Source organism: Arthrobacter sp. P4_F10 (assembly GCF_056401435.1).
This window is the reverse complement of the sequence record NZ_JBFUJJ010000019.1, coordinates 32,077-57,315: the sequence shown is the minus strand read 5'-3', so window position 1 is coordinate 57,315 and position 25,239 is coordinate 32,077. Positions and strand designations below refer to the sequence as shown.

22 protein-coding genes are annotated in these 25,239 nt (G+C 68.2%); 8 read left to right on the top strand and 14 right to left on the bottom strand.

Annotated elements, in window-relative coordinates:
- Positions 1-10: 10 nt before the first annotated feature.
- The 9 genes from AC1DR1_RS16885 to AC1DR1_RS16845 form a co-directional block, all read right to left on the bottom strand.
- Positions 11-865: an SGNH/GDSL hydrolase family protein gene (locus tag AC1DR1_RS16885; protein ID WP_476992934.1), complete on the bottom strand. Its 855-nt coding sequence runs from the start codon at positions 863-865 to the stop codon at positions 11-13.
- A 378-nt stretch (positions 866-1,243) separates the two neighbouring features.
- Positions 1,244-2,251 (bottom strand): siderophore-interacting protein, encoded by a 1,008-nt coding sequence (locus tag AC1DR1_RS16880; RefSeq protein ID WP_476992938.1) that lies wholly within the window; start codon positions 2,249-2,251, stop codon positions 1,244-1,246.
- 104 nt (positions 2,252-2,355) lie between these two features.
- Positions 2,356-3,186 carry an ABC transporter ATP-binding protein gene (locus AC1DR1_RS16875; RefSeq protein ID WP_476967534.1) on the bottom strand — a complete coding sequence of 277 codons (831 nt, stop codon included), beginning with the start codon at positions 3,184-3,186 and terminating at the stop codon, positions 2,356-2,358.
- Position 3,187: 1 nt separating this feature from the next.
- Positions 3,188-4,210, bottom strand: a complete 1,023-nt coding sequence (locus AC1DR1_RS16870) for a FecCD family ABC transporter permease (protein ID WP_476992937.1) — start codon at positions 4,208-4,210, stop codon at positions 3,188-3,190.
- 83 nt (positions 4,211-4,293) lie between these two features.
- Entirely contained in the window at positions 4,294-5,361 is a 1,068-nt protein-coding gene (locus AC1DR1_RS16865; protein WP_476967535.1) for a FecCD family ABC transporter permease, read from the bottom strand.
- Between the two features lie 10 nt (positions 5,362-5,371).
- Positions 5,372-6,478 carry an iron-siderophore ABC transporter substrate-binding protein gene (locus AC1DR1_RS16860; protein WP_476992933.1) on the bottom strand — a complete coding sequence of 369 codons (1,107 nt, stop codon included), beginning with the start codon at positions 6,476-6,478 and terminating at the stop codon, positions 5,372-5,374.
- Between the two features lie 145 nt (positions 6,479-6,623).
- A complete protein-coding gene (locus AC1DR1_RS16855; RefSeq protein ID WP_476992932.1) occupies positions 6,624-10,139 on the bottom strand; it encodes an ATP-binding protein in 3,516 nt (1,171 codons plus the stop codon).
- The gene (locus AC1DR1_RS16850; protein WP_476967538.1) at positions 10,136-11,104 is read right to left on the bottom strand and encodes a DUF4194 domain-containing protein; all 969 of its coding nucleotides are present in this window, start codon (positions 11,102-11,104) and stop codon (positions 10,136-10,138) included. Before AC1DR1_RS16850 ends, AC1DR1_RS16855 begins: the two co-directional genes overlap by 4 nt.
- 2 nt (positions 11,105-11,106) lie before the next feature.
- A complete protein-coding gene (locus AC1DR1_RS16845) occupies positions 11,107-12,579 on the bottom strand; it encodes a DUF3375 family protein (RefSeq protein WP_364744821.1) in 1,473 nt (490 codons plus the stop codon).
- 164 nt (positions 12,580-12,743) lie between these two features.
- Between AC1DR1_RS16845 and AC1DR1_RS16840 the strand changes: the two genes are divergently transcribed.
- From AC1DR1_RS16840 to AC1DR1_RS16825, 4 genes are all read left to right on the top strand, one after another.
- On the top strand, positions 12,744-13,130 hold the full coding sequence (locus AC1DR1_RS16840; protein WP_476967539.1) for a PepSY domain-containing protein: 387 nt from the start codon (positions 12,744-12,746) through the stop codon (positions 13,128-13,130).
- 204 nt (positions 13,131-13,334) lie between these two features.
- Positions 13,335-13,673, top strand: coding sequence for a hypothetical protein (locus tag AC1DR1_RS16835; RefSeq protein WP_229994219.1), 339 nt, complete (start codon positions 13,335-13,337; stop codon positions 13,671-13,673).
- 168 nt (positions 13,674-13,841) lie between these two features.
- Entirely contained in the window at positions 13,842-15,773 is a 1,932-nt protein-coding gene (locus tag AC1DR1_RS16830) for an acyl-CoA dehydrogenase family protein (RefSeq protein ID WP_476992936.1), read from the top strand.
- 114 nt (positions 15,774-15,887) lie between these two features.
- A complete protein-coding gene (locus tag AC1DR1_RS16825) occupies positions 15,888-16,670 on the top strand; it encodes a hypothetical protein (protein ID WP_229994220.1) in 783 nt (260 codons plus the stop codon).
- Between the two features lie 24 nt (positions 16,671-16,694).
- On the opposite strand, the gene AC1DR1_RS16820 is transcribed toward AC1DR1_RS16825, so the two are convergent.
- Complete coding sequence (locus AC1DR1_RS16820) at positions 16,695-17,099, bottom strand: YchJ family protein (protein WP_229994245.1); 405 nt, start codon at positions 17,097-17,099, stop codon at positions 16,695-16,697.
- 289 nt (positions 17,100-17,388) lie between these two features.
- On the opposite strand from AC1DR1_RS16820, the gene AC1DR1_RS16815 reads away from it, so the two are divergent.
- The 4 genes from AC1DR1_RS16815 to AC1DR1_RS16800 all read left to right on the top strand — a co-directional run bounded on the left by AC1DR1_RS16815 (position 17,389) and on the right by AC1DR1_RS16800 (position 21,153).
- On the top strand, positions 17,389-18,024 hold the full coding sequence (locus AC1DR1_RS16815; RefSeq protein ID WP_229994221.1) for a hypothetical protein: 636 nt from the start codon (positions 17,389-17,391) through the stop codon (positions 18,022-18,024).
- Between the two features lie 40 nt (positions 18,025-18,064).
- Positions 18,065-19,069 (top strand): aldo/keto reductase family protein, encoded by a 1,005-nt coding sequence (locus AC1DR1_RS16810; RefSeq protein ID WP_229994222.1) that lies wholly within the window; start codon positions 18,065-18,067, stop codon positions 19,067-19,069.
- A 3-nt stretch (positions 19,070-19,072) separates the two neighbouring features.
- Positions 19,073-19,927: an SDR family oxidoreductase gene (locus tag AC1DR1_RS16805; protein WP_229994223.1), complete on the top strand. Its 855-nt coding sequence runs from the start codon at positions 19,073-19,075 to the stop codon at positions 19,925-19,927.
- A 92-nt stretch (positions 19,928-20,019) separates the two neighbouring features.
- Positions 20,020-21,153 carry a sulfite oxidase gene (locus AC1DR1_RS16800; RefSeq protein WP_476992931.1) on the top strand — a complete coding sequence of 378 codons (1,134 nt, stop codon included), beginning with the start codon at positions 20,020-20,022 and terminating at the stop codon, positions 21,151-21,153.
- A 7-nt stretch (positions 21,154-21,160) separates the two neighbouring features.
- Here the strand turns inward: AC1DR1_RS16800 and AC1DR1_RS16795 are convergent, their stop codons facing one another.
- The 4 genes from AC1DR1_RS16795 to AC1DR1_RS16780 form a co-directional block, all read right to left on the bottom strand.
- The gene (locus AC1DR1_RS16795; RefSeq protein ID WP_229994224.1) at positions 21,161-21,643 is read right to left on the bottom strand and encodes an RpiB/LacA/LacB family sugar-phosphate isomerase; all 483 of its coding nucleotides are present in this window, start codon (positions 21,641-21,643) and stop codon (positions 21,161-21,163) included.
- Positions 21,640-23,382, bottom strand: coding sequence for a dihydroxyacetone kinase family protein (locus tag AC1DR1_RS16790; protein ID WP_476992930.1), 1,743 nt, complete (start codon positions 23,380-23,382; stop codon positions 21,640-21,642). The genes AC1DR1_RS16795 and AC1DR1_RS16790 overlap by 4 nt, the downstream gene beginning before the upstream one ends.
- A gap of 45 nt (positions 23,383-23,427) precedes the next feature.
- Positions 23,428-24,201 (bottom strand): SDR family NAD(P)-dependent oxidoreductase, encoded by a 774-nt coding sequence (locus AC1DR1_RS16785; RefSeq protein ID WP_229994226.1) that lies wholly within the window; start codon positions 24,199-24,201, stop codon positions 23,428-23,430.
- A 99-nt stretch (positions 24,202-24,300) separates the two neighbouring features.
- Complete coding sequence (locus tag AC1DR1_RS16780) at positions 24,301-25,125, bottom strand: sugar phosphate isomerase/epimerase family protein (protein ID WP_476992929.1); 825 nt, start codon at positions 25,123-25,125, stop codon at positions 24,301-24,303.
- Positions 25,126-25,239: the final 114 nt, after the last annotated feature.

The following is a 25,239-nucleotide window of genomic DNA, read 5'->3' as shown; positions in this document are numbered from 1 at the left end:
GCCCTGGCGGCTACCCGGCGCCCGCCTGGCTGCCGTCGCGCTGATTCTGCAGCAGCTTCTTCAGGCCACCCTTGCGCGGGACCTTCACGGGTTCGGGCCAGCGCGGCCGGAGCTGGTCGCCGAGGGTGACGCCGCGGAGCTTGCGTCCAAACAAGGGCAGCACCCAGTCGTGGACCCAGCGGCGCTGCCGGCGTTCCCACTCCCGCCAGCCCGGTTTCACCGGCGGCTCCCACTCCTTGGGCTTGATCTTGTGGGGCACGCCGAGGTGGTCCAGGACCTGTGAGGCGAGGTATTTGTGGCCTGCCTTGGACATATGCAGCCGGTCCAAATCCCACATCCGCGGGTCATGGAATGCGTCGAAGCACCAGTAGTCCACCAGCACCGCGCCGTAGCGGCCGGCGATCTCGCGGACGCGCCGGTTGTAGAAGGCGTTGCGTTTCTTCAGCGGCTCCAGCAGCGCGGAGACCTTGACGTCGAAGCCGGTGAACAGCACCAAGGTTGCCCCTGTGCCGGCGAGCGCAGCCACCAGGGTCTCGTAGTCCTGCATGAGGGAGCCGATGTCCGTGCCGAAATCCAGGATGTCGTTGCCGCCCGCGTACAGGGTGACGAGGGTCGGCTCCATGGCCAGGGCGGGACCGAGCTGTTCGGTGATGATGTGGCGCAGCCGTTTGCTGCGGATGGCCAGATTGGCGTATTCCCACCCCGGCTGCGCTTTGGCGAGCTTTTCCGCGACCCGGTCCGCCCAGCCCCGCACGCCGTTCGGGAACCGCGGATCGTAGTCCCCCACGCCCTCGGTGAAGGAATCCCCCAAGGCAACGAAGACCCGCCGCCCACCTCGATCCGGAAGCAAAGGAAATGAACCCACCCAACCAAACTACCCACCCCAAAAAGCGGACAGGGAAAGGGAAGGTTAACCCAAGGTGATAGGCCCAGCGAGCGGCGGCCATGGTGAGTGTCGTTTGTCCCACACGGGGCGCACCGAAGGTGAGCCGGCCGCAGGACCGCAATCGCCGCTTTGCAAAGGAGCGCACCGAACGTGAGCCGACCGCAAGGCCGACGCCGGTGCTTTGCGAAGGAGCGCATCGCCGACTGAGGCCGCCCGCGGCCGAAGGAGGTGTCTAAGCGACGGCAAAGCAGCGGTGGCGGGCGAAGCCCGGAAGAACTTGCGGGAGCGTCGCAGCGGGAACCGCGAAAAGTGCAGGAGCGTCGCAGTGGGAACCGCAGAACCTGCGGGAGCGTCGGTTTACAGCTCGGCCTTGCCCTGCCGCCAGTACCCCATGAACGCAACCTGCTTCCGGTCGATCCCCACGTCCCGCACAAGGTACCGGCGCAGCTCCTTGACGGTGCCCGCTTCGCCGGCAATCCAGGCGTAGAACGGCAGGGCGCCGGCGGGCTTGTCAGGGTTTTTGCTGGCTCCGATCGCCGCGGCGTCCATCCGGGCGGGGGTCTCCCAAAGGATGTCCCGGTCCACGTTGACGTCATCGGGCTCCGGCCCGGCCCCGCCGGCGGCGGCCTTGATGCCTACCCAGCCAGGTTCGGGAACAGCGGCGCGGACGGCTTCCTGCAGGAGTTCGCCGTGCGGGAGTGAGCGGCCAATCGAGGCGCCGCGTGCCAGCCAGGTGATTTCGACGTCCGCGTCCGACAACAGATCCAGGAAGTCGCCGGCCTCGGGGACTTCAAGGAACGCGTGCCCGCTCATGTACGGCGGAAGGCTTTCCAGGATGGCGCTGATGGCCGGAACGGCGGTCTCGTCACCTGCAAGCAGTACCCGCTGGGCCAGGCCCGGCCGCCATTCGATGCCGGAGTAGGTCTCCGCCGTGACACAGTGCGCGGCCCGGTTGTTGGGTCCGATGATGGTGAGGGCGTCCCCCGGCTTGGCGTTCAGGGCCCAGTTCGCGGCGGGTCCGCCGTTGCCGGCGGCATCGAAGTGCAGCACGAAGTCGACGTCGATCTCCGGGTAGACGGCGTCGAGGCGTTCCTGCCGCACGGTGTAGGTGCGCATGGAGCCGCGGATCGCGGGATCCATGGCCAGCCATTCCTGGTACCAGCCGGACTGCTCCATCGCGAACACCGGCAGCGGCAGCGCCGTGCCGTCCCCGGCGAGGGACGGGATCATCAGTTTCACGCGTAGGTCCAGGGTTCCCCCGTGGACGCCGAAGTCACGCAGCGAGTACCCGCCGAAGGTGACGCGGCGGAAGTTGGGGCTGAGCTGCTGCACCGCGGCGACCGTCACGTCGAACGCCAGGGTCATCGGCTGGGTGGCCGGTTGGTCCCTGACCGCCGAAGGCGCGCGGCGTGCCCGCGCCTGGTTGAGGTCTACTGTCGTGCTGTCTTTTGCCTTGCTGCTAACTGCCCTCATGGGACCAACTCCAGGGTTGCTGTTTCGGCTTGTGGGAAATCGGTGTGGTGCCGGCCGAGCGGAATGATCAGTGGCGTGCCGGAAATGGGATCGGGCAGCACCCGCGAGTCGAGGCCGAAGACGTCACGGACCAGGTCCTCGGTGACCACGTCGGCGGCGGTGCCCTCGGCCACGATCCTGCCGCCTTTCATGGCGATCACGTGGTCCGCGTACCGGGCCGCCAGGTTCAGGTCGTGCAGGACGATTGCCACGGTGGTGCCGCGTTGCCGGTTCAGGTCGGTGACCAGGTCCAGGACCTCCACTTGGTGGGCCAGATCCAGGTAGGTGGTGGGCTCGTCGAGCAGGAGCACCTCGGTTTCCTGGGCAAGCGCCATCGCGATCCACACGCGCTGGCGTTGCCCGCCCGAGAGTTCGTCGACGTTCCGCCCGGCGAGTTCCAGCGTTTCGGTGGTTTCGAGCGCCCGCTGCACGGCTAGATCGTCGGCTGCGCTCCAGCTGCGGAAGAAGCCCTGGTGCGGGTAGCGGCCGCGGCCCACGAGGTCCCGGACCAGAATGCCGTCCGGGGCGGTGGGGTGCTGCGGGAGCAGGCCGAGGATGCGGGCGAGTTCCCTGGCAGGGCGGGAATGAATGTCCTTGCCGTCGAGGGTCACGGTACCGCGGGCTGGCTTCAGCAACCTGGACAGGCCGCGCAGGAGCGTGGATTTTCCGCAGGCGTTGGCGCCCACGATCATCGTCACTTTGCCCTCGGGGATCTCCGCCGTGAGGTCTTCCACCACCCGGCGCTGGTCGTACTGCAGCGTAAGGTTCTTGGCGTTGAGAACTGCCATGTCAGGCGTCCTTTCGGTTGGCTGTGACCAGGAGCCACAGCAGGAACGGGGCTCCCAGCGCGCCTGTGACCACGCCGACGGGAAGGACCGTGCCGTCCAGCAGCAGGGGGGCGATGTTGGCGGCAAAGTAGTCCGCGGCGAGGACAATCAGGGCGCCGACGAACGCGCCGGCCGGGAGGCTCGACTTGCCGGTGAAGCGGCGCGCGATGGGCCCCGCCAGGAAAGCCACGAAGGCCACGGGCCCGGCTGCTGCCGTGGCGACGGCGGCCAGGGCGACGGCAGCGGCCACCACGCCGAGCCGGGTGATGCCAACCCGGATGCCGAGTCCGGCGGCGGCATCGTCACCCAGTTCCAAGATCCGGAGGGGGCCGGCGAGGACGGCGACGGCGGGCATCAGGGCCAGCAGCGCGAGTGCCAGCACACTGGCGCGGTCCCAGCTGGCGGAGTTCAGGGATCCGTTCAGCCAGATCAGGGCTTCGGCCGCGGTGCGGATGTCGGCCCGCGTCATGAGGAAATTGACCACGGCGTTCAGTGCCGCGGCGATGCCGATGCCAGCCAGGATGAGTCGGCTCCCGGCTGCGTTGCCACGGTTGCTGCCGCCTGATCCGAGGGAACCGCTCCGGGAGATTGTGTAGATCAGGACGGCTACTGCCATGGCCCCGCACAGCGCCGCGCCGGAAACGGCGGCGCCGGAGGCCCCGAAGACGACGATGGCGGTGACGGCGGCCGCGCTGGCCCCGTAGCTGATGCCGATGACGTCGGGACTGGCCAGCGGGTTGCGCAGCATGGTCTGGAACAACGTGGCCGAGAGCCCGAAGGCAATCCCGATCATGGTGCCGACGACGGCCCTCGGGAGCTTGTTCTCCATCACGATGAAGCTGGCGCCGGGGATTTTCCCGCCACCGGTGAGGTGGGCCGTGAGGATCCTGAAGAAGTCCGGGATGGTGACGGTGTAACTGCCCAGCAGGATGCTGACGGCGAGGAGCACCACGACGGCGAAGGCGAGGAGGGCCGTGCGGCTCATGAACCGGGCATTGCCTGCCAGTTGGCGCTCCACGGGGGCGTTGTCTCCCAGCTCGTGCCTGACGTTGGCGAGGTCTGCCCTGCTCACAGCCCTGCCCCTTTCCCGCGGCGGACCAGCCACACGAAGACGGGCGCACCCACCAGGGCTGTCATGATGCCCGCGGGGACTTCGCCGGGCAGCAGGATGACACGGCCCACCACGTCCGAGAGCAGGAGCAGCACGGGCGCCAGGACCAGCGAGAAGGGCAGGATCCAGCGGTAGTCCGGGCCGGTCAGGAAGCGGACGGCGTGCGGAACCACCAGGCCGACGAATCCGATCGGGCCGGCCAGTGCCGTGGCCGAACCGCAAAGCAGCACAATGCCCAGCGCGGTGATGCAGCGGGCCAGGCCGACGCGCTGGCCCAGGCCGCGGGCAATGTCGTCCCCGAGGGCGAGGCTGTTCAGGATCCGCCCGGTGAACAGGACGATGAGTGCCCCGGCGGCCAGGAACGGCAGCCCGGGCAGGACCACCGACCAGTCCCGGCCGGCGATCCCGCCGACCTGCCAGAAACGGAACCGGTCCAGGGTGTCCTGGCTGGAGACCAGGACGACGTTCATCAGCGAATACAGCCCCGCACTCAGGGCCGCGCCTGCCAGTGCCAGCTTGACCGGCGTCGCCCCGTCGCGTCCTATGGACGCGATCAGATAGACCACGACGGCGGCGGCTGCGGAGCCGATGAACGCGAACCAGATGTAGCCGGTCAGGGCCGAAACGCCGAAGACGTAGATCCCGGTGACCACGGCGAGGGCGGCGCCGGCGTTGACGCCGATGATGCCGGGGTCGGCGAGCGGGTTGCGGGCTACCCCCTGCATGGCCGCGCCCGCCAGCCCGAGTGCGCCGCCGGCGAGCAGGCCCAGCACGGTGCGCGGGATGCGGGCGTGGATGACGGCGTGGTTGCCGTCGGTGGGGTTGAACTGCGTCAGCGCCTGCCAGACCGTGCCGAGTGGAACCCCGCGGGCCCCGACAGCCAGCGACGCTGCACAAACCAGAACAAGTACGACGACGGCGGCCAGCAGCCAGGCGGCCTGCTTTGCGGGGGCTTTCTTCCCGGTGGGGGCCGGCGGTGCGCCGGGCGCACTGGCGGCGGGCGCCGTCGTCGTACTGTTCGTCATGGGGAGGGTGTTACTTCGCTGCGGTGACTTTGTCCGCTGCGGTGGCCAGTTGCGGCAGGAACGTATCCAGTGACCACGGCAGGCTCAGCGGCGAGGAAGCGGAGATGGACAGCGTCAGGGTGTTGTCCGAGTCGGCAACCAGGGCGCCGCTCTTGATGGCCGGGATCTGGCCCAGCAGCGGGTCGGCCTTGATGGCGCCGGTGGTGGCCGCATCCGGCACCCAGGTCACGAAGATATCCGAGTTGAGTTCGTTGGCCTTTTCGGCGGACCACGGGATGAAGAATTCCTTGGAACCCTTGGAGTTGTCCTCCACAACGGATGCGAGCTTCATGCCAATTTCGCTGAGGAAGCGCGGGCGGTTGTCGTTGGCCGTGTAGACGTTGACGCCGTCGCTCTTGTCCGGCTCCAGGTTGCCGTAGATGAAGGATTTTCCGGCGATCTGCGGGTACTTGGAGACCTTGTCCTTGATGGTGGCCTCGGTGTCGGAGACCAGCTTGGCGGCGTCGGCTTCCTTGCCGAGGGCCTTCCCGATGATGGTGGTGGAATCCTGCCAGGAGGTGCCATAGGCGACCTCCGGCTGGGCCACGACCGGTGCGATTTCGCTGAGCTTCTTGAAGTCCTCCTCCGTCAGGCCGGAGTAGGCGCCGAGGATGACGTCCGGATTGAGCTTGGCGATCTCGGTGAAGTTGATGCCGTCGGCCTCGGAGAACTGGACGGGGGCCTTCGCCGAGCCGAAGCCTGCGCCGAGCTTCTCCAGCGCGGCGTCCTTCCACGGTGTGGAGCCCTTGTCGTTGCCGCCCCATTCGTTCTTGGGGACGCCAACGGGAACCACTCCGAGGGCGATGGCAACGTCGTCGTTGACCCAGGAAACGGTAACCACGCGCCTGGGCTGTTCCTTGATGGTGGTCTCGCCGAAGAGGTGCTTGATGCTGACCGGGAAGGCGATGCTGACCGGCTCGCTGGGGGCGTCCGCCGCCGTCGAACTTGCCGGCCCGGTGGAGCAGGCGGTCAGGGTCAGCGCGACGGCGGCCAGAAGAACCGCGGCCCGCCCTGCGGTCTTGCGGAGGCGGCGGCCGGCCGGGCGGCCGGCGGAACGGGGGAAGACGGCGGAAGCCACGGAACTCCTTAGGTAAGTGATGCAAACCTAAGTAAGGCTAGCCTATCCTTTGAGCAATTAGGAAAGGTTTGAGTAACGTAATTGTCTCAATCGGTGGTGCGGCACCAGATCCAGCCGCCAAAAAGGCAACGCGGGGAGGGTTGTGTCAGCGCAGGACGATGTCCACGGGGTTCGCCTCGGACCGCCAGGAGCCCTCCATGCCTTGACGTGGGGCAATCACCGGGGCGGTCAGGACGCCGGAGCGGTTGGTGCGCTTGTCCCGCAGGATCTCCGTCACCGACCCCAGGTGCCGGGAGAGGTCAATCACGTTCTCCGGCGCGGCCAGCAGCAGCTGGAAGCCGAACTCGTGCAGCGCCTTGATGCCGGCGCCGGCGAATTCCTCGGAGGCGAGCACGAAGGCTTCGTCCATCATCACGGTGCCGTAGGTAGTGAAGCCCTGTTCGGCGATGCCCAGCTGGTAGCTCAGCGCCGCCGCCATAATGAACGCGGTGAAGCGCTGCCGCTCGCCGCCGGACATGGAGCCGGTGTCCGCGTGCATGTAGACCTCGGTCTTCTTCGCACCCTTCCCCGCCCCCTTGGGGCCGGCGCCCTGGGCACCGGTACCCTGCACGTCGCGGTGCTCCTTGCACTGGATGAACAGATGGCCGCGGACGTCCAGCACCTCGGCACGCCAGCGCCGGTCCTCGGGAGTCTGCGAGCCGAGCCGCTTCACGAGCGTTTCGAGCGACTTGTAGCGGGTGGTGAGCTCGGCGTCGGCGTCCGTCTCCGCCCCGGACACGGCGGCGGACGCCGCATTGACCGGCTTGCCCGGCCTGGTGTGCCGGACCTTGAGCGCGTTCTGAATGGCGTCCTTGAACTGCTTCGCCGTCGCCGGCAGCGTCTGTTTGATGTCGAGTTCCAGGAAGCTGCCCTCGTGGAAGTTGACCTCGGACAGGATCCCGTTCAGCGGCAGAATGCGGCTGGTGATGGCGCGGCGCTCCTCGTCCAGAAGGTGCAGCAGGGTGGAAAAGGATTCGTGGGTCCGCTGGTTGAAGAACTGCCGGAACTCGGCCTCCTGTGCGGGCAGCCCGTCGCTGACAATCGCGTGGTAACGGGATTCGAACTCCCCCGCGGCGCCGATTGACGTGCCGTGGTCCGCGGAAATCGCCGTGCCCCATTCGCGGACGAAGCCCTCGAAAATCCGGGTGAGGCGCTCCGAGGTGGCCTGCCCGCGGGACTCGGCCCCATGCAGTTCTGCAAGGAGCCGGGTGCGGACCTGGTTGGCGAGGTTGTCGAGCTCGTGCATCTCCAGGACGTCGCCGAAACCGGTGAAGTACGGTTCCAGGGCGGCGACGCCGGCGTCCGACGGCGGCGCCTGCCCCAGCCGGTTCCGTGCCGCGTCGAGCAGCGAATCAGCGGCGGTCATGCGCGCATCGAGGGCCTTGTACTCGCTCTGCAGCACGGCCGCGGCCTCAGTGCTGGACTGGTGCTTGTGCCGCGCGGCTTCGATGCTGGCGCGCAGCGGTTCGAGGTCCGCCTGTGCGGCGAGGGCATCCTTGAGGCGCTGCTCGATCCGGGCGAGCTCCTCCGCGGCCACCGCTGCCGAGACCTGCTCCCAGGGCCGGTGGTCGTCGGCCACACGGCGCAGGGCATCGAGCTGCCGGGTCATGCCCTGGTGTGACTCTTCCCGGGTTTGCGCCAGTTCGGCAGCCTTGGCAAGTTCCTGTTGCAGGTCCTCCACCTGGGCCGCCACGAGTTCAAGCTTGGCGGCGTTGTCGAACCCGAGGACGTAGTCCTGCCGTGACGTGAAGCGGTCATCCTTTTCCACCGTGTGGCGGTTGCGCTTGACCACGCCGCCCAGGCTCAGGCCCTTCTCCAGGCCGGCGAGCTGGTCCGGGTCTTCCACGCACGGGTAGGCGAAGTCGAGCGCAATCCGTTCGCGGAGCCAGGCACTGGCCTGCGCAAGCGCCTCCGAGTGGGGTCCGGCGTCGGTGAGGAAACTGAGCTTGGTCAGCAGATCGCCATCGGCCACGTCCTCGACGGCCAGCGCGCCGCCGGCCAGGGGCCGCGAGACGTCCACGGCACGCAGCGCACCGCGCACGGAGTGGTCGTTGAGGAACCGGGTGACTGCCGCGAAGTGCTCTCCCGGGACCAGCAGCGTGGTGGCCAGGCTCCGCAGCGCGCGCTCGGCGGCCGGGCGCCACTGTTCCTGGCCCTCGGCGAGGTCGATCAGCTCGCCGCCGAAGGGCATCTGCTCCTCGGGCACGCCTGTGGCGGCCGCAATGGCGCTGCGGTTTTCAATGCTCGACGGCGGCAGCAGCGACTTGCGCGTCTTCAGCGAGACAAGCTCCTGCTGGGCCGCGGCAAGCTCGCGCTTCCTGGTGGCGTGGCCGTCAAAGGCCTCGAAGCGCAGTTCCTTAAGCGCCTCGGAATCGTCCTGGAGCTCGGCCGAGCGTGCCGCGGCGTGCTCATGGGCCTGTTCCCAGCCGGCGGCCGACCACTGGAGTTCGAGCCCGGCGTCGGTCAGCGCCTTGCGGGTCGCTTCCTCCACCTCCTGCCGGAGCTTGAGCCCCACCCGGGCGTTCTCCCGGGACTGCTCTATCGCGGAAATCGCATTGCCGCCCTGGTTGTTGTACTCCCCCTCCAGCTGGCGCAGTTCCTTGGCGAAGCCATCGCGGACAGCACGTTCGGCGGCAAGGTCACTGGCCTTCGCCTGGGCGAGCTCTTTCAACCGGGCCAGGGTCTTCTCACGGACCGTGACAGCGAGCTGCTGCTTATAGGCCTCGAATTCCTCGCCGGACAGGTCCCGCAGCCGGTTCGCGTCCAGCAGCGCCTGCGCGTATTCCTTGTTCAGCCCGGGGACGGGAGCCAGCTGGTCACGCTGCTGCCGGACGTCCTCGAGGCGCTGCCGGATGGACATGAGGTTGCTGAATTCCTCGACGACGTCGTCCGCTGCGGCGAGTGTGGCGGGGGCATCGAGAACCTGGTCGCGGAAGAAAGTGTTGACGCTGCCGCCGAGTCCCTTGCCGGCCTGGATGACGCGCAGCAGCGGGAGGGCCTGATCCGAGTTGATGCCGAGAAGCCGGCGGAAGCGTTCGGCGAAGGCCTTGTGGACGTCGAAGATCTGGGCGTCCGGGAAGATCACGTCGAGCGCGGACTTGGTGAACCGCTTCTCCGCGATGCCCTCGATCGCCGCGAGGTCCAGCGGCTTGTTGTCGATCACGTAGTACCGGCCGACGCTGGACTCCGTGCCGTTCTTGGGCAGGTCGAACAGCGCCGAGACCGTCACCCGGGTGCCGGCGGCGTTGTCGAAGGTGAGCGCGACGGCGGACCAGGTGGCGCCGGGGCGCTGGAACGCACTCGCCGAGCCCTCGCCCACGGCCTTGTCGCCCACCTTGCCGCGCATGTACGTGAACGTGGTGCGCTTGTCCTCGACAGCGCCTCCGGCCCGCTGCGCCGCGGCTTCGTTGGAGCGGGGACGGGCGTCGAAGACCCGAAGCATGGCATCGAACAGCGTGGACTTCCCGACGCCCGAATTGCCGGTCAGCAGGGTGCCGTTGCGGTCCACGTGCATCGTGTGGGCGCCATGGAATGTGCCCCAGTTGACCACCTGGACGAGGGCCAGGCGCATCTGGCCGGGGTTGGTGAGCTCGCCCATTGGCAGCATGGTTGCGATGCTCACTTGGCTCCTTCGTTCGTGGTTGCGGTGGACGCCGACGGCGATGCCGCCCCCGCCCCTTCGCCGGACGGCTCTGCTGCAAGCAGCAGGCCGTCCGGCTCCGACAGGCCCGATGCCACTCCCGGGACGGCATCGGCGTCGTCGTCCGAGTCATCCTCCACAGTCGCAGGGGTGTCGGCGTCGAGCTCCAGCAGGGGTTCTGTTCCTGACTGGTCTGTGCTGGCCGCGACCAGGGCTTCGATTTGGGCCGGGATGTCGCCGATGTTTTCGAACGGGAGGGCCAGGGGGAGGGCATTGGAGATGGTGTAGACGTCGTCCAGGCCCGTGGTGAGGAGGAGTTGGCGGGCCAGGAGCTTGGTGATGGCGCGGTTGACGACGTCGGCATCGCGCAGGGCGTCCTGCTGGCCGGTGGGCTGATAGTGGGCCACGAGTTCGGCGATTTCCTCGCGCGTGATCGTGGGGTCCGTCTGGGCGGTGACGTGCCGGTCCAGGAGCAGGCGCAGGCGGAGCAGGACGATTGTTTCGACCCGGCTCAGTGCCCGCTGCTGGCGCAGGATGCTGGAACGGGTGCTGCCGCCGATCGCTTCGGGATCTACGGGGCGCAGGACGGCGACCTTACGTTCGTGGTCCAGCTGCAGCGTGAGGAAGAGTTCGGAGAGGCGGCTGCGCAGGATCAGCTGGTTGTCCAGGAGCGTGGTCCAGAGTTTTTCCTCGCGGCCGCCGTCGATGTACGGGCCCTTGAGCAGCTTCACGAGCGCCTGCCGGACTTTCATCGGGAGCACGCCGGTGTCGCCCGGGTAGAGGGCGGCGCCGTCGACGAATGTGTCCCGGGGGGTGACTGTGAAGGAGTCGCTCCGGACGCGGCCGCCGTCGTTGTCCGCTGGCGCTGGTGCGGGCTGCAGGTCCGTTGTCACGGTCTCTGTCACGGTCTCTTCAGTCATGGTCAATGTCGCGGTCTCTTCAGTCATGGTCAATCCTTCGCGAGCGTGACGACGGGCAGGTAGGCGGTGCGGGTGGTGCCGTCGATTTGTTCGAATTCGATGGGACCCCAGGCCCCGCGGTCGAAGCCGGCGCCTTCGTGCAGGGTCTGCGACAGCAGGGCCCGGATGGAGTTGATGTGGCGTTCCCCGGCCGGGAGCTGCGCCCATGCCTCGGTCAGGGTTGAGGCCCCTGCGAGCGCGGCGCGGATGGCTTCCGGTTTGGCCTTGGCGGTCCGGGGCGAGCGCGCACGGTCCGAGTCGGAGAACGCGATGGGATCGGCCAGCTTGGGCGGAGCCGCGAATTCGTCCGGGTCGAAGAGCTTGACCATGGCCAGGGACTCAAAGCCGGCACTGAACAACACCGGACCGCGGACCAGGCCGGGCCGTTCGCGCTCGTAGGGCAGGGAGCGGATGGCCTGCTCGGCCTCCCGCAGGACCTTGCGGAGCCGGACCGACTGCCGGAAGTCGTCACTTTGGACGTAGGTGTTGAGGCTCTCGCTGAGCTTGCCGTAAATCCTCTGGATCTGGCTGTGCTGGCTACGGAGTTCGGCCACGAGGTTCTTGAGGGTCTCGCGTTCGTCGTGGCTGAGCTCGTCCGCGAACTGCCGGCTCAGCACCTCGCCGATCGCCGACCGGAACCTCAGCTGCTGTTGCGGGTCCTCCAGGAACGCGGTGAAGGAGCGGAACGTCCGGCCTTCGGGGCTCTGCCGCAGCCGCTTGTCGGCCTCGAGCACCTGGGCCATGGTGGCGCCTTTGCTGAGGGATTCCTCGATGATCTGGTTCCGCAGCTCCCCCACGAGCTCTTCGATCCGGTCACGCATTTTCTTGTAGTCAGCGGGCAGGCTCGCGGCGAGATCGAGGATGTTGCCGGCGGCCTCCACAGCCTCGTCGTCGTCGAGCAGCCCGTCGAAGTCCCCGGAGCTGATGTCCTCCATCAGCTGGCGGCGCTCGTCGATCTCCTCTTCGAGGGATTCAATCCGTGCGCTCTGGTCCGGGTTGGTCTCGTTGGCGAGTTTCTCCACATCGCCGAGCAGTGTGCCGAGCCGGGAGCCGTTCAGGGTGGACCGCTCGCTCGAGAGGCTGTCCAGGAAAGCCAGGACGCGGGCAGCAGGCTCGGTGACTTCGTACACGATCTGGCCCGACTGGTTCCGGCGGGTCAGGAAGTTTTTGCGGGTCCACTCGTCCGCATATTTCTTTCCGGAAAGTGCGCCGTTGGCCGAGCCACTGTGCTGCTCTCCCGTGCCCGGGGCCTGCCGGCGGAGCTGCTCGAGGAAGGCGTCGACGTCGGCGTGGAACTGTTCCAGAGGCAGCTGGGCGCGGGTGCGGGTGAAGGAGGCCTGGAGCACGGCGATCACCCACGGCGCCGAGCGCGTCAGCGCCCAGGCAGGTCCTTTGGTGAGGAGCTCGAGGTCCCGGAGCCGGGCGCTGATGGCGTCGGCTGATGACACGGCGGAGCGGGACACGCACTCTCCTTCAGCTGCCAAGGATGGTTTGGGGTGGTACTGCGGGGCAGCGGATTCGAAAAACTGCCAGCTACAAGGTTAACGCAGGGCTCCGGCCGAATTTCATCGTTGTCTGCTCCCGGAAGTCGGCGCACACTTGAATGACCAGCTGAAAGGAGACCACCATGCGGAAGAGAACGATGTGGATCACGGGGGCAGCCTCTGCAGCGGTGGTGCTGGGGGGAGCGTCAATCGCGGTCGCGGCGACCCAGCAGGGCAGGGATCTCCAGGCCGAGCGCATGAGCGCCCTCGCAGTCAGCATTGGAAACCTTGAGTTGGGCGACGATTCCGACGGGCCGGCCCTCACCGACGCCGACCGCGCGATGGCAAGCAGCGCCGCCTTGGCGAAGGTAGGCCAGGGCAGTGTCACCGAAGTGGAGCGGGCCGACGACGGCGCGTCCGGCTATGAGGTGGAAGTGCGCCTGACTGACGGATCCGAGGTCGAAGTCGCCCTCGGCGCGGACTTCCAGGTCCTGAACCAGAGCGCCCCGGAACACGACGACGACGACTGAGCCGTCGACGGGTCCCGACAAGAACAACCGGCGTAACGCCTGATATTGGTGGGGCTGCCGCGACCGGGCCGTGACCTACGCCCGGGTAGCATTTCGATCCCGCATCAAGAGGCCGGGAACGTCCAAAGGACCCTAGTTCAGCACGTCTCCGGCACTCTACGCTCGGGCTACTGATTCAACCGAAGCAATGGTGCAGGGGGAAGAATGCAGTTCGACCTAAGCGCAGTGGAGACGGGCACGATGGTGGTGATCGGAACCCTCGTGTTCGCCCTGATGATCGGCGCCTTCATGATGGTGTCCGCGTTCGCGGCCATGGTTCTGGTCGGCGTGGGCCGGCTCGCCTGGTATCTCGTGGCCGGCGCGGTGGTTGGCCTGGTCCACGGCATCAACCACGGCTGGGACCGGCTGGTCCACCACGCCTCAACCGTGGAGTTGCCCGCCGATTTCCAGGTCGACTTCGGCACGGACCTCCGGCCCGACTATCCGGGCCAGGCCTCCCCTAGCACAGGCACTTACCCGCGAGTAGTATTGCGGGACAGCTGAAGGGTCCTCCACCCGCGGCGGATCCAGGGCTCAAGCCGGCCACCCGGTTAGAGGAGATGCCCCGTGAGCTCCGCCATTGAAGACCCCGCCACCGCATCCGACGTTCCAACACCAGGCACTGCTACACCCGGCGCCCCGGCGCAGGAGACCGCCGGGGCGCCGGACCACATCGGCCCCGACGCGACTGCCGCCGACGCCCGGGCCATTGCCGAGGCCGCCCGCGAGACCAGCTGGAACCAGCCCAGCTTCGCGAAGGGCCTCTACCTCGGCAGCTTCGATTTGAGCCTGATCCACCCGTGGCCCGGGGCCCCCGCTGACGACGTCGAACGCGGCGAAGCCTTCATGGCCCGGCTGACCGACTATTGCCGCACGATGTCCGGGCGCGACATCGAGCGCGATGACCGGATCCCCGACGACTATCTCAAGGGGCTTGCCGAGCTCGGCGCGTTCGGAATGAAGATTCCCCGCGAATACGGCGGGCTGGGCCTCACCCTCGTGTACTACGGCCGCGCACTGGCCCTGCTTGGCTCGGTTCACCCAAGCCTCGGCGCCCTGTTCTCCGCGCACCAGTCGATCGGCGTCCCCGAGCCGGTCAAGGTCTTCGGCACCCCGGCCCAGAAGCGGGAATATCTGCCCCGCTGCGCCGCAGGAGCCATCACCGCGTTCCTGCTGACCGAGCCTGACGTCGGCAGCGACCCGGCCCGGATGGGCAGCACGGCCGTCCTCTCCGACGACGGCGAGTCGTACGTCCTGGACGGCGTCAAGCTGTGGACCACCAACGGCGTCATCGCCGAACTCGTCGTGGTGATGGCCCTCGTGCCGCCGCACACCGATGCGGACGGCACCGCCCACAAAGGCGGCATTAGCGCGTTCGTAGTGGAAATGGACTCCCCCGGCATCACCGTGGAAAACCGCAACACCTTTATGGGGCTCCGCGGGATCGAAAACGGCGTCACCCGCTTCCATCAGGTCCGGGTCCCCGCCGCCAACCGGCTGGGCCGGGAAGGACAGGGCCTGAAGATCGCCCTCACCACACTCAACACGGGCCGGCTCTCAATCCCCGCGCTGTGCGTCGCCACGGGCCGGTGGAGCCTGAAGATCGCCCGCGAATGGTCCAACGCCCGCACGCAGTGGGGTCGGCCGATCGGCCAGCACGAGGCCGTGGGCAAGAAAATCGCCTTCATCGCGGCCAGCGCCTTCGCCCTGGATGCCGTGTTCGAACTCTCCGCGGAAATGGCCGACGCCGGGCAGAAGGACATCCGGATCGAGGCGGCCCTGGCCAAGCTGTGGTCCACGGAGATCAGCTGTCTCATCGCGGACGAACTCGTGCAAATCCGCGGCGGCCGGGGCTTTGAAACGGCGGACTCGCTCGAGGCCCGCGGCGAGCGCGCCGTTGCCGCGGAACAGCAGCTCCGCGACATGAGGATCAACCGGATCTTCGAGGGGTCCTCGGAAATCATGAAGTTGCTGATCGCCCGCGAAGCCGTGGACGCGCACCTGGCGGCCGCGGGAGACCTCGCCTCGGAGGACGCCCGGCTGTCGGACAAGGCCAAGGCCGCCGTCGGCGCCTCCGGCTTCTACGCGAAGTGGCTGCCCAAACTCGTGGCCGGCGCGGGCATGGATCCGCGGTCCTACAGCGACTTCGGCCGGCTGGCCAAACAGCTGCGCTACGTGGAGCGCTCCTCCCGGCGCCTGGCGCGGCAGACCTTCTACGGGATGGGCCGTTGGCAGGCGAAGCTTGAGCACAAGCAGGCGTTCCTGGGCCGGATCGTGGACATCGGTGCGGAGCTGTTTGCCATGGCGGCCTGCTGTTCCCGCGCCGAGATGCTGCTGCGGACGCAGCCGGAACGCGGCGCCTCGGCCTACGAACTCGCGGAGGCCTACTGCGAACAGGCCCGTGTTCGCGTCGACGAATATTTCGACCGGCTGTGGCGGAACACCGACGACGCCGACCACGCCCTGGCCCGCAAGACCCTGGCCGGCGACTACGCCTGGCTGGAGGCCGGGGTCCTTGACCAGTCCGAAGGGACCGGTCCGTGGATCGCGGACGCCAGCCGGCGCGCCTCGGTCCGGGAAGACCTGCACCGCAAGTACCGCTGAACCTCCCACGACGGATAGTAAGCATCCTTGCTAACCGGATTCCGCCGTGGTTAGGTGGATGCCAGACTGTCACCCCTACGGTGCCCGGTCATTCAGCGAAAGTGAGCAGCCCTCATGAGCAGCACGGCAGGCCCCGACGACAAGACGACACGCCACACCACGCAGGACGACGCCACGGCCGCGCCGGTTACAGCGGTCCGCCACGACGACCCCGTCCGTGACTCACACCATCACGACGCACCCCTCCACGAAACCGTCGTCGAAGAGGTCCCCACCCGCGCAACTGTCGTGGCCCGCGAGAAGGAACAGTTCGGCGGCATCCAAGTCGGCTCGGCATTCTTCGGCTGGCTGGCGGCCACTGGTACGGCCGTGCTGCTCACCGCGTTGGTCGCGGCCGGCGGCACCGCCGTCGGACTGGCCACCAACACCGATGTGAACGATGCCGTAGACCAGGCCTCCAACAACCAGACGGTCGGGCTGGCCGGCATCATCGTGCTGCTCGTGATCCTCCTGATCGCCTACTACTGCGGCGGGTATGTGGCCGGGCGGATGGCCCGCTTCAACGGCGCCAGGCAAGGCTTCATGGTCTGGATCTGGGCCCTGATCGCCGCGATCGTGGTCGCCGTGCTGGGCCTGGTCGCCGGGCAGCGCTTCAACATCCTGGCAAACCTGAACAGCTTCCCGCGGATCCCGATCAACGAGGGCCAGCTGAACACCCTGAGCATCATCGCGGCGATTGTCGTGGCCCTGGTGGCTTTGGTGGGCGCGGTGCTGGGCGGCCTCGCGGGCATGCATTTTCACCGCAAGGTGGATCGGGCCGGCTTCAGCCCGGCGGCGGTCGAGGAGCACTCTGTCAGTGACTCCCCAGCCGGGGACTCCTCATCTGCGCGCCGCTAGCCTGGCGCCGCTAGCCCGGAGGCGTCAGCCGGACACGACGCCGGACAGGTAATACCAGCGCCCGCCCACCCGGACAAAACGGCTGGTTTCGCGCTGCACAGCGCGTTCGCCCTCGTGCCGGTAGTGCGCGGCGAATTCCACCACGCCTTCACTGTCCAGCGGGCCGCCCCGGCTGGTGGAGAGGATGTCGAGGCGGCGCCACTGCATGCCGGCATCAAACTCCATCTCCGCGGGCCGCGTGTCCGGGTGCCAGGTCCGGAGCAAGTAACCTGCGTCCCGGACCACGAAGGCGCTGTACCGGGAGCGCATGAGCTGCTCCGCCGTCGCCGCCTCGGCATCTCCGCGATGGAACCGCCCGCAGCAGTGCACATACTGTTCGCCGGACAGGCACGGGCAGTTCCCCTCATACAGCGCGGCCGGACGGTTCACGGACCGGTCCGCGCCAGACGCGCCGGCGCGCTCGGAATCGGCTGCTGCGGCGTGCGTCACAAGGTGTCCTTCCGGCGGGCCGGACGACGCCGGCGGGGCTGTCTTTGACTATAGACGCCGGGGCGGCAGGGCCGTGCCCCGCCCGCGGATAACGGCTTCGACACATCTTCGCCGGGACCGCCCGGGGCGGCACGGAGCCGGCGAAAAGTACGTATTGTTAAGGGGGCTCCTGCCTGCCACGTGCTTGCGGCAGGGACCACGCTGCAGCAGGCCGGCAAGGAGAGGTGACATGGAAGATCCAACAACCATTGCGCTGAACCTGACTTTTTTCGGGACCCTCGGCGTGGCGTTCTTCATGTTCCTCGGTCTCTTCATGGTCTTCGCCGCCACCCTCGTGCTCGCAGGCATCGGCCGGCTGGCTGCTGTCGTGGTCCTGGCCGCCGCCGGGCTCCTCCGCGGAATCCCCGCAGCACGGGAACATGCAGTACGGGAAGAGCGGATTCGTAACGAGCCGGCCAAGACCGCAAAGCCCGCGCGCCCGGCCGCGACGATGAAACCGCGCCGCCCTGCCCGGAATACAGGCAAGAAGGAGCCGGCGTTGTCGCCGGAGTGGGCGGCCGCCGTGGCCCGGGCAGATGCCCGCGCCGCCGCAAGGGCCAGGGCCGAAGCCGGCCCGGCCGTCCGTGTCACCGTCCGGGACCTGCCCAACCCCATGGCACCGGCACGGGACATCAAGGAAGTCTCAGCCCTCGTGCAGTCGGCCACGGACACCAACGGAACACTTGGCGTCGTCCCGCGGGCGTTCAAAAAGCCGCCCATGCCCGCGGCGAAGTCTCTACTGGATACCGGCTCCCTGGTGTCGTTGCGCGGCACTCTTCCGGCCGGGAAGGCTAAACAGCCGGCCCAGGAGCGCAAGGCCGGCTGAGCCCTTACCCCGGGCAGGCAAGTCCGCTACGTTGGAACCCATGGAATTCAGATACCTCGGGAACAGCGGCTTCAAGATTTCAGAAATTACGTTTGGCAACTGGCTGACCCATGGCTCCCAGGTGGAGAACGACGTCGCCACCCAGTGCGTGCGGGCGGCGCTCGACGCCGGTATCAGCACCTTCGACACGGCCGACGTCTACGCCAACACCGCGGCGGAGACGGTCCTCGGCGCAGCCTTGAAGGACGAGCGCCGGGAGTCGCTGGAAGTCTTCACGAAGGTGTTCGGCCCCACCGGGCCCAAGGGCCACAACGATCTTGGCCTGTCCCGCAAGCACATCATGGAATCCATCAACGGCTCCCTCAGGCGGCTGCAGACCGACTACGTGGACCTCTACCAGGCCCACCGCTACGACTACGAGACGCCGCTGGAAGAGACCATGCAGGCCTTCGCGGACATCGTGCGGCAGGGCAAGGCCCTGTACATCGGGGTCAGCGAGTGGACGGCCAACCAGATCCGCGACGGCCATGCCCTCGCCAAGGAACTGGGCTTCCAGCTGATCTCCAACCAGCCGCAGTACTCCATGCTGTGGCGGGTGATCGAGGCCGAGGTGATTCCGGCGTCGGCCGAGCTGGGCCTGTCCCAGATCGTCTGGTCCCCGATCGCGCAGGGCGTGCTGAGCGGCAAGTACCACCCCGGCAGGCCGGCCCCCGAGGGCAGCCGCGCCACGGATTCAAAGGGCGGTTCGCGGATGATCGAGCGCTGGATGTCCAACGAGGTCCTCACCGGCGTCCAGCAGCTCAAACCGATCGCGGAGGAGGCCGGGCTGACCATGGCGCAGCTCAGCATCGCCTGGGTGCTGCAGAACAAGAACGTGGCCTCGGCGATCATGGGCGCGTCCCGGCCGGAGCAGATCGCGAAAAACGTGGCCGCCGCGGGCGTGAAGCTGGACCCGGTGATCATGGACAAGATCGACGCCGTCATCGGCCCGCTGGCCGAACGCGACCCCGCGCAGACCAAATCACCCGCATCCCGCGAGGCCTAGGCCATGCCCAACGCGCCCGAACTCGCCGTCACCGGGTCCACCGGCCACCTGGGCGGCCTGGTGGCCAGGCTGCTGGCCGCGGCCGGAAGCCGACAACGGCTCCTGGTGCGGGACTCCGCCCGGGCGCCTGACCTCGAAGGTGCCGTCCCCTTTGTGACCACCTACGCCGATCAGGAGCGGACGAAGGCGGCGCTGGTCGGGGCGACAACGCTGTTCATGGTCTCCGCCGCCGAGGCCGAGGACCGGCTGCAGCAGCACTACGCTTTCGTCGACGCAGCGGCCGCGGCGGGCGTCCGGCACATCGTGTACACCTCGTTCTTCGGCGCGGCGCCGGACTCCACGTTCACGCTGGGCCGGGACCACTTCGCGACGGAGGAGCGCATCAAGGCCTCCGGTATGGACTACACGTTCCTGCGGGACAACTTCTATCTGGACTTCCTGCCCCTGCTGGCCGGGGAAGACGGCGTCATCCGCGGCCCGGCCGGGGATGGCGTGATGGCGGCCGTGGCGCGGGCGGACGTTGCCCGCTCGGCCGTCACCGTGCTGCGGGACCCGGCCCTGCACGTGCGACGGACCTATGATCTGACGGGCCCGGAGAACATCTCGCTGGCCCGCGGCGCGGAACTGCTGACCGCCGGAACCGGCCGGGCCATCACGTTCCACAACGAGACCCTCGAGGAGGCTTACGCGTCGCGCGCCTCCTTCGGTGCGCCGCCGTGGCAGGTGGACGCCTGGGTGAGCACGTACACGGCCATCGCGGCCGGAGAGCTGGCGGGCCCGACGTCGGCAGTGCATGAGCTGACGGGGCGGGAACCGCTGAGCCTGGAACAGTTCCTGGCCGAGGCGCACACGCTGTAGCCCGGTGTTGACGGTTTCCGGGCTGCGGCGTAGACCTGATTTCAGGTGACATCGGCCAGAAACGGGCCGGTGCGGAGAAGAATCGCAACGCCATGCCAAAGCAAATGTCCAGACGCTCCGGCGTCCTGAAGAGTCCGCGACGGCAGGACCGGAGACTCGCGCCGCATTCCGGCGAGCCCAGCCACGGCCCGCTGACAGCGGACGAGCTACAGCTCGCCGTGCGGAATCATTCCATGCCGCTCGAGGCCCTGCAGATCGACACCACTCCGCCCGGGCTGCACTATGTGCTCACGCACTTCGACATCCCGTTCATCGACGTCGAGCACTGGCATCTGCAGATCGGCGGCGCGGTGCAGCGGGCCGTGGAGCTGAGCATGCGGGCCCTGCGCCGGGCACCGAGCATTACCCTCCCGGTCACCCTGGAGTGCGCCGGCAACGGCCGGTCCCTGCTGCGGCCCCGCCCGTTGAGCCAGCCGTGGGTCCTGGAAGGTGTCGGCACCGCGGCGTGGACCGGCGTCCCGCTCGCCTACCTCCTGACCCAGGCCGGCGTGGAGGACGACGCCGTCGAGGTGCTCTTCACGGGGGCAGACAGCGGCATCCAGGGCGGCGTCGCCCAGCAGTTCGCCCGGAGCCTGCCGATCGACGAGGCCCTGCGGCCCGACGTCGTGCTCGCCTACCGGATGAACGGCGCGGACCTGCCGCCGCAGCACGGCTATCCGCTCCGGCTGGTGGTGCCCGGCTGGTACGGCATGGCGAGCGTGAAGTGGCTGTCCTCGATCAGGGTACTGACCAAGCCCTACGACGGTTTCCAGCAGTCCGTGGCCTACCGCTACCAGCAGGATGCTGACGATCCCGGCACCCCGGTCACGTGGATAAAGGTCCGCTCGCTCATGGTTCCCCCGGGCGTCCCGGATTTCTTCACCCGGCGCCGGGTCCTGCCCCGCGGACCGGTGATGCTGACCGGCCGGGCGTGGTCCGGGCAGGGCGCCGTGCAGCGCGTCGACGTCGGGATCGACGGGAAGTGGGCCGCGGCCCATCTGGAGCACCCGGCCGCGCCGTTCGCCTGGTGCGCGTGGTCGATGCCGTGGGTGGCTGATCCCGGCGAACACGAGCTCTCCTGCCGTGCCACCGACGCCAGCGGCGCGGTGCAGCCGCTGGAACCGGCGTGGAATTACCAGGGCATGGGCAACAACGTGGTGCAGCGGATCATGGTCAGTGTGGACTAGCCGGGGTTCAGCAGCCCTCGAAGTCCGTGAGCACCTTGACTTTATCCGCGGAGGCGGACGAGGGATCGAAGCTGTAGCCGATCCATTCCCGCGCGAGCCGCCGCGCCAGCTCCAGCCCCACAACGCGCTGGCCCATCGTGAGGACCTGGCAGTCGTTGGAGAGCACGGAGCGTTCCACGCTGAAGGAGTCATGGGCGGTCGCAGCCCGGATGCCGTCCACCTTGTTGGCGGCAATGGCGACGCCGATCCCGGTACCGCAGAACAGGATGGCCCGGTCCGCCTGCCCGTCCCGGATCAGTTCCCCCGCGGCGATGCCCACGTACGGGTAAGGCTTGGCGAAGTGCTCCGGGGCGTCGCCACGGTTGACCCCAATGTCGATGACTTTCGCGACCCTCGGATCCGCCCGGAGGTCCGCCAGGATCTGGTCCTTGTAGTCCACACCGGCTTCGTCCGCGCCCACAATGAGCCGGAGCCCAGCCCCCGGGCTCACGGGCGTGCCCCCGCGGGCTGCCGTACACCGGCAAGGTGTGGACCGAACACATTGAACACCATCGCCAGGGACGTGGCTCCGGGGTCAGGTGTGCCGATGCTCTTTTCCGCCAGGGGCCGCGCCCGTCCCTTCAGTGGACGCAGGGCCGCGGTGGCCTGCGCCGCGGAGGCAGCCTCGCTCGCCGCTTCCGCCCAGCCGGCATCCGCCCCCGCCCCTTCGCTGGCGAGCCGGCTGAAGGTCTCGGCAAACGGGACTAGCGCGTCCACCATGGTCTTGTCGCCGACGTCGGCCTTGCCGAGCTCGGCGATCCGGGCGGCAAAGGCAGTCACGGCCGCCGCCAGTTCGGCCGCTCCGGGCACGTGGTCGTCGCCGAGGGACTCGCCGAAGGCCCGCAGGCCGGCGCCCCACAGCACGCCGGAGGTGCCACCGGCGTTGTCCGCCCAGGCGTCGCCAGCGGTGACCAGGACGGCCCCGGCACCGGCGCCGCGGGACGCGGCCCCGGTGGCGGCGGCCCAGGCCGCATCAATGCCGCGGACCATGCCCCGTCCGTGGTCGCCGTCGCCGGCGATGGCGTCGAGGTCGCCGAGGGTTTTCTCGGCGTCGTGGAGTGCCTCGCGGGCCGCCAGCAGGGCAGCGACACATTGCCCGGCGTACTCACGTGAAGGGTTTGCCGCGGCGAAGGCCTCCGGCACCGCAGTGTCCTCGGCCGGCGTCGACTCGTCGGCCTCGCCGTCGGGGAGGGCGGCATTCCCCCGCCGGTAGGCGGGGGTCTCGGCGGGAGCGGTCCAGAGCGGCTCAAGTTCGTCATCGAGCCACGTCACGGTCAAGGAAACGCCGGCCATGTCCAGGCTTGTGACGAGTTCGCCGACTTCCGGCATCACCAGCGTGTAGCCGGCGGCGCGAAGCAGCGGTGCGACGCTGAGCCACAGAACGAACAGCTCTTCCTGTTTCGTGGAGCCGAGCCCGTTCAGGAGCACGGCGATCCGCCGGCCGGCACCATGGGGCGTCTCCGCCAGCACACGGGCTACGAGTTCCTGTCCCAGCTTCCGCGCGGGCGGCAGCTCGGTGTCGAACAGTCCGGGCTCGCCGTGGATGCCCAGGCCGAGCCCCATCATCTTGTCCCCGAGCGTGAACAGCGTAGCGTCGGCGCCGGGAAAGGTGCAGCCGCTGAAGGCGCTGCCGATGCTGCGGGTCAAATCGTTGGCCTTCCGGCCCAGGCGAACCACCTCGGGCAGTGTCTCGCCGGCCTCGGCGGCCGCGCCCATGATCTTGAAGACGGTGAAGTCACCGGCGATGCCGCGGCGCTTGCCGGCTTCCGACGGCGGTGCGCTGGCGATGTCGTCCATCACCAGCACGTTGTCCACCTGGATCCCCTCGGCGGCCAGCCGCTCGCTGGCCAGGCCGAAGTTCATGACGTCGCCGGCGTAGTTGCCATAGGCGAAGACCACTCCGGCGCCGCTGTCCGCGGCCTTCGCAACGGAGTACGCCTGCTGCGCGGACGGCGAGGTAAAGATATTTCCGACGACGGCGCCGTCGGCCAGTCCGGTGCCGATGAGCCCGGCGAAGGCCGGGTAATGCCCCGAGCCGCCGCCAGCCAGCACGGCCACCTTCGGTTGGCGGGGCCGGCGCCGGCGGACGGCGCCGCCGGGCACCTGGCGCACCAGGTTCGCATGGACGTCGCAGAAGCCGGCGAGGGCTTCCTCGGCGAAATCGGACGGGTCGTTGAATATTCTGGTCATCGTGGGCTCTTTCAGCTGCTCTCGGTCTTCTAAGCGGCGAGACTGCTAGTGGATGTGGCTTCCGCCGTTGATATCGATGGTGGTTCCGGTGAGGTAGGCGGATTCCTCGGAGGACAGGAACGTGATGACGGCCGCGATTTCCTCGGTACTGGCGTTGCGCCCCAGCGGAATACCGGCGTTGATGGCGGCTTCCTGCTCCTCGGTGCTGCCCACGCGGATGTTCGTGTCCACGGCGCCGGGGGTGATGGCATTGACGGTCACGCCGGTGCTGCCGATTTCGCGGGCCAGGGCCTTGGTGAAGCCCAGGATGGCCGCCTTGGCTGCGGAGTACGGGACCTTGCCGAAGACGCCGCCGCCGCGCTGTGCGGAGACGGAGGACATGTTAACGATCCGGCCCCAGCCGCTGGCGATCATATCCGGCAGGAACGCCTTGGTGACCAGGTACGTGCCGGTCGAGTTCACGGCCATGACCTTGTTCCACAGCTCCAGCGTGGTCTCCAGGAACGGCACCGGCGAGGTGATGCCGGCGATGTTCGCCAAAGCACCGACGGCGGGGAGGTTGCCGGAGCGGACCTCGGCCGCCACAGCCTGGTAGGCGGCGATGACGGAGTCCTCGCTGGCTACGTCGACCTCGTAGCCAAACGCGGGAACGTTGAACTCGTTGCCGATCTCCGTAGCGACCTTGGCGGACTTCTCGCCGTCGAGGTCCAGGATCACCACGGCCCAGCCCCGGCTGGCGTAGCGGCGTGCGGTGGTGATGCCGATGCCTCGGTCCGAGGTTGCCCCGGTGAGGACGGCGGTGCGCTGGATGGTGCTCATAATGCTCCTTGATTGCTTGGTTGTGTCTGTGGATGGAATCGATTGCTCCACAAGCGCCGTTTTGAGGGTCCAAAAGGGCCGTTACGGAGCAATCGACGGTCAGAGAAGGTCTGTGATGAAGCTGGCGGCCTTGGCGGCCGCGGCCGGGCGTTCCCCGTGGGTGACGTCCCGGGTCTCCAACTCCAGGGAGAAGTGGCCGGTGTAGCCAACGGCTGCGAGGGCGCCCAGGCCGGCGGCGAAATCGGCCTGGCCGTTGCCGATGCTGAGGTTAATGTTCCCCGGCACGGCATCGCGCAGGTGAACGTGGGCGATCCGGCCCTGATGGCGCTTGAGGTAGTCCAGCGGGTCCTCGCCGGCGGCCACGATATGGCTGAAGTCCATGACGATCCCGACGCCGGAGTCGGCCAGCCGCCGGGCCAGCAGTTCCGCGCGCTCCAGGTTCCAGCAGAACCGCAGGAAGTGGAGTGACTCGGTCCAGAGTTCGACGCCGAACCCGTCCGCCCGCCGCCTGGCCCCGATGAGTTGAGCTGCAATGGTGTCCAGGTCCTCGTCGAGACTGCGGACGGGCTCGTGGCCGAGGGCGCCGCAGGGCAGGACCAGGGCCTTGGCGCCGGTGCCGGCTGCCAAGGTGAGGAGCGCGTCAAGGTGCCGGTTCCGGGCGGACTGTGCGTCGGCGTCGAGCACGGCGTTCAGGTCCCCAATGTCCCCGTTGACCGACCGGACACGCAGCCCGGAGGCAACGACCTCGGCCGTCACGGCGGTTACGGCCTCGGCATCGAGGGCGTAGGGAACGTGGTCGCACACTCCGGGGAGGGCGCCGAGATCTATTTCCTCGAAGCCGAGGCCCGCGATGGTGCGCAGGGCCTCAGGCAGGTCCTGGTGGCGGAAGCTGATGGACGAGCAGCCGAGTCGGGAATTGAACATCGTTGTTGATCCTCTGGTCGCGCCCTGAGGCGGTGGTGATATGGACCACAGTACAAATTCGACTGTCAACAGTCAACCTTTGAAGTTGACTGTTGACATTGCCTATGGCGCGGG

Bases quoted from the DNA above. Each gene is read 5' to 3' on its own strand.
- AC1DR1_RS16790 (WP_476992930.1), bottom strand. From the start codon at position 23,382: ATGACCAGAATATTCAACGACCCGTCCGATTTCGCCGAGGAAGCCCTC.
- AC1DR1_RS16840 (WP_476967539.1), top strand. From the start codon at position 12,744: ATGCGGAAGAGAACGATGTGGATCACGGGGGCAGCCTCTGCAGCGGTG.
- AC1DR1_RS16875 (WP_476967534.1), bottom strand. From the start codon at position 3,186: ATGGCAGTTCTCAACGCCAAGAACCTTACGCTGCAGTACGACCAGCGC.
- AC1DR1_RS16870 (WP_476992937.1), bottom strand. From the start codon at position 4,210: ATGAGCCGCACGGCCCTCCTCGCCTTCGCCGTCGTGGTGCTCCTCGCC.
- AC1DR1_RS16850 (WP_476967538.1), bottom strand. From the start codon at position 11,104: ATGACTGAAGAGACCGCGACATTGACCATGACTGAAGAGACCGTGACA.
- AC1DR1_RS16815 (WP_229994221.1), top strand. From the start codon at position 17,389: ATGGAAGATCCAACAACCATTGCGCTGAACCTGACTTTTTTCGGGACC.
- AC1DR1_RS16805 (WP_229994223.1), top strand. From the start codon at position 19,073: ATGCCCAACGCGCCCGAACTCGCCGTCACCGGGTCCACCGGCCACCTG.
- AC1DR1_RS16780 (WP_476992929.1), bottom strand. From the start codon at position 25,125: ATGTTCAATTCCCGACTCGGCTGCTCGTCCATCAGCTTCCGCCACCAG.
- AC1DR1_RS16800 (WP_476992931.1), top strand. From the start codon at position 20,020: ATGCCAAAGCAAATGTCCAGACGCTCCGGCGTCCTGAAGAGTCCGCGA.
- AC1DR1_RS16865 (WP_476967535.1), bottom strand. From the start codon at position 5,361: ATGACGAACAGTACGACGACGGCGCCCGCCGCCAGTGCGCCCGGCGCA.
- AC1DR1_RS16785 (WP_229994226.1), bottom strand. From the start codon at position 24,201: ATGAGCACCATCCAGCGCACCGCCGTCCTCACCGGGGCAACCTCGGAC.
- AC1DR1_RS16810 (WP_229994222.1), top strand. From the start codon at position 18,065: ATGGAATTCAGATACCTCGGGAACAGCGGCTTCAAGATTTCAGAAATT.
- AC1DR1_RS16825 (WP_229994220.1), top strand. From the start codon at position 15,888: ATGAGCAGCACGGCAGGCCCCGACGACAAGACGACACGCCACACCACG.
- AC1DR1_RS16835 (WP_229994219.1), top strand. From the start codon at position 13,335: ATGCAGTTCGACCTAAGCGCAGTGGAGACGGGCACGATGGTGGTGATC.
- AC1DR1_RS16880 (WP_476992938.1), bottom strand. From the start codon at position 2,251: ATGACCCTGGCGTTCGACGTGACGGTCGCCGCGGTGCAGCAGCTCAGC.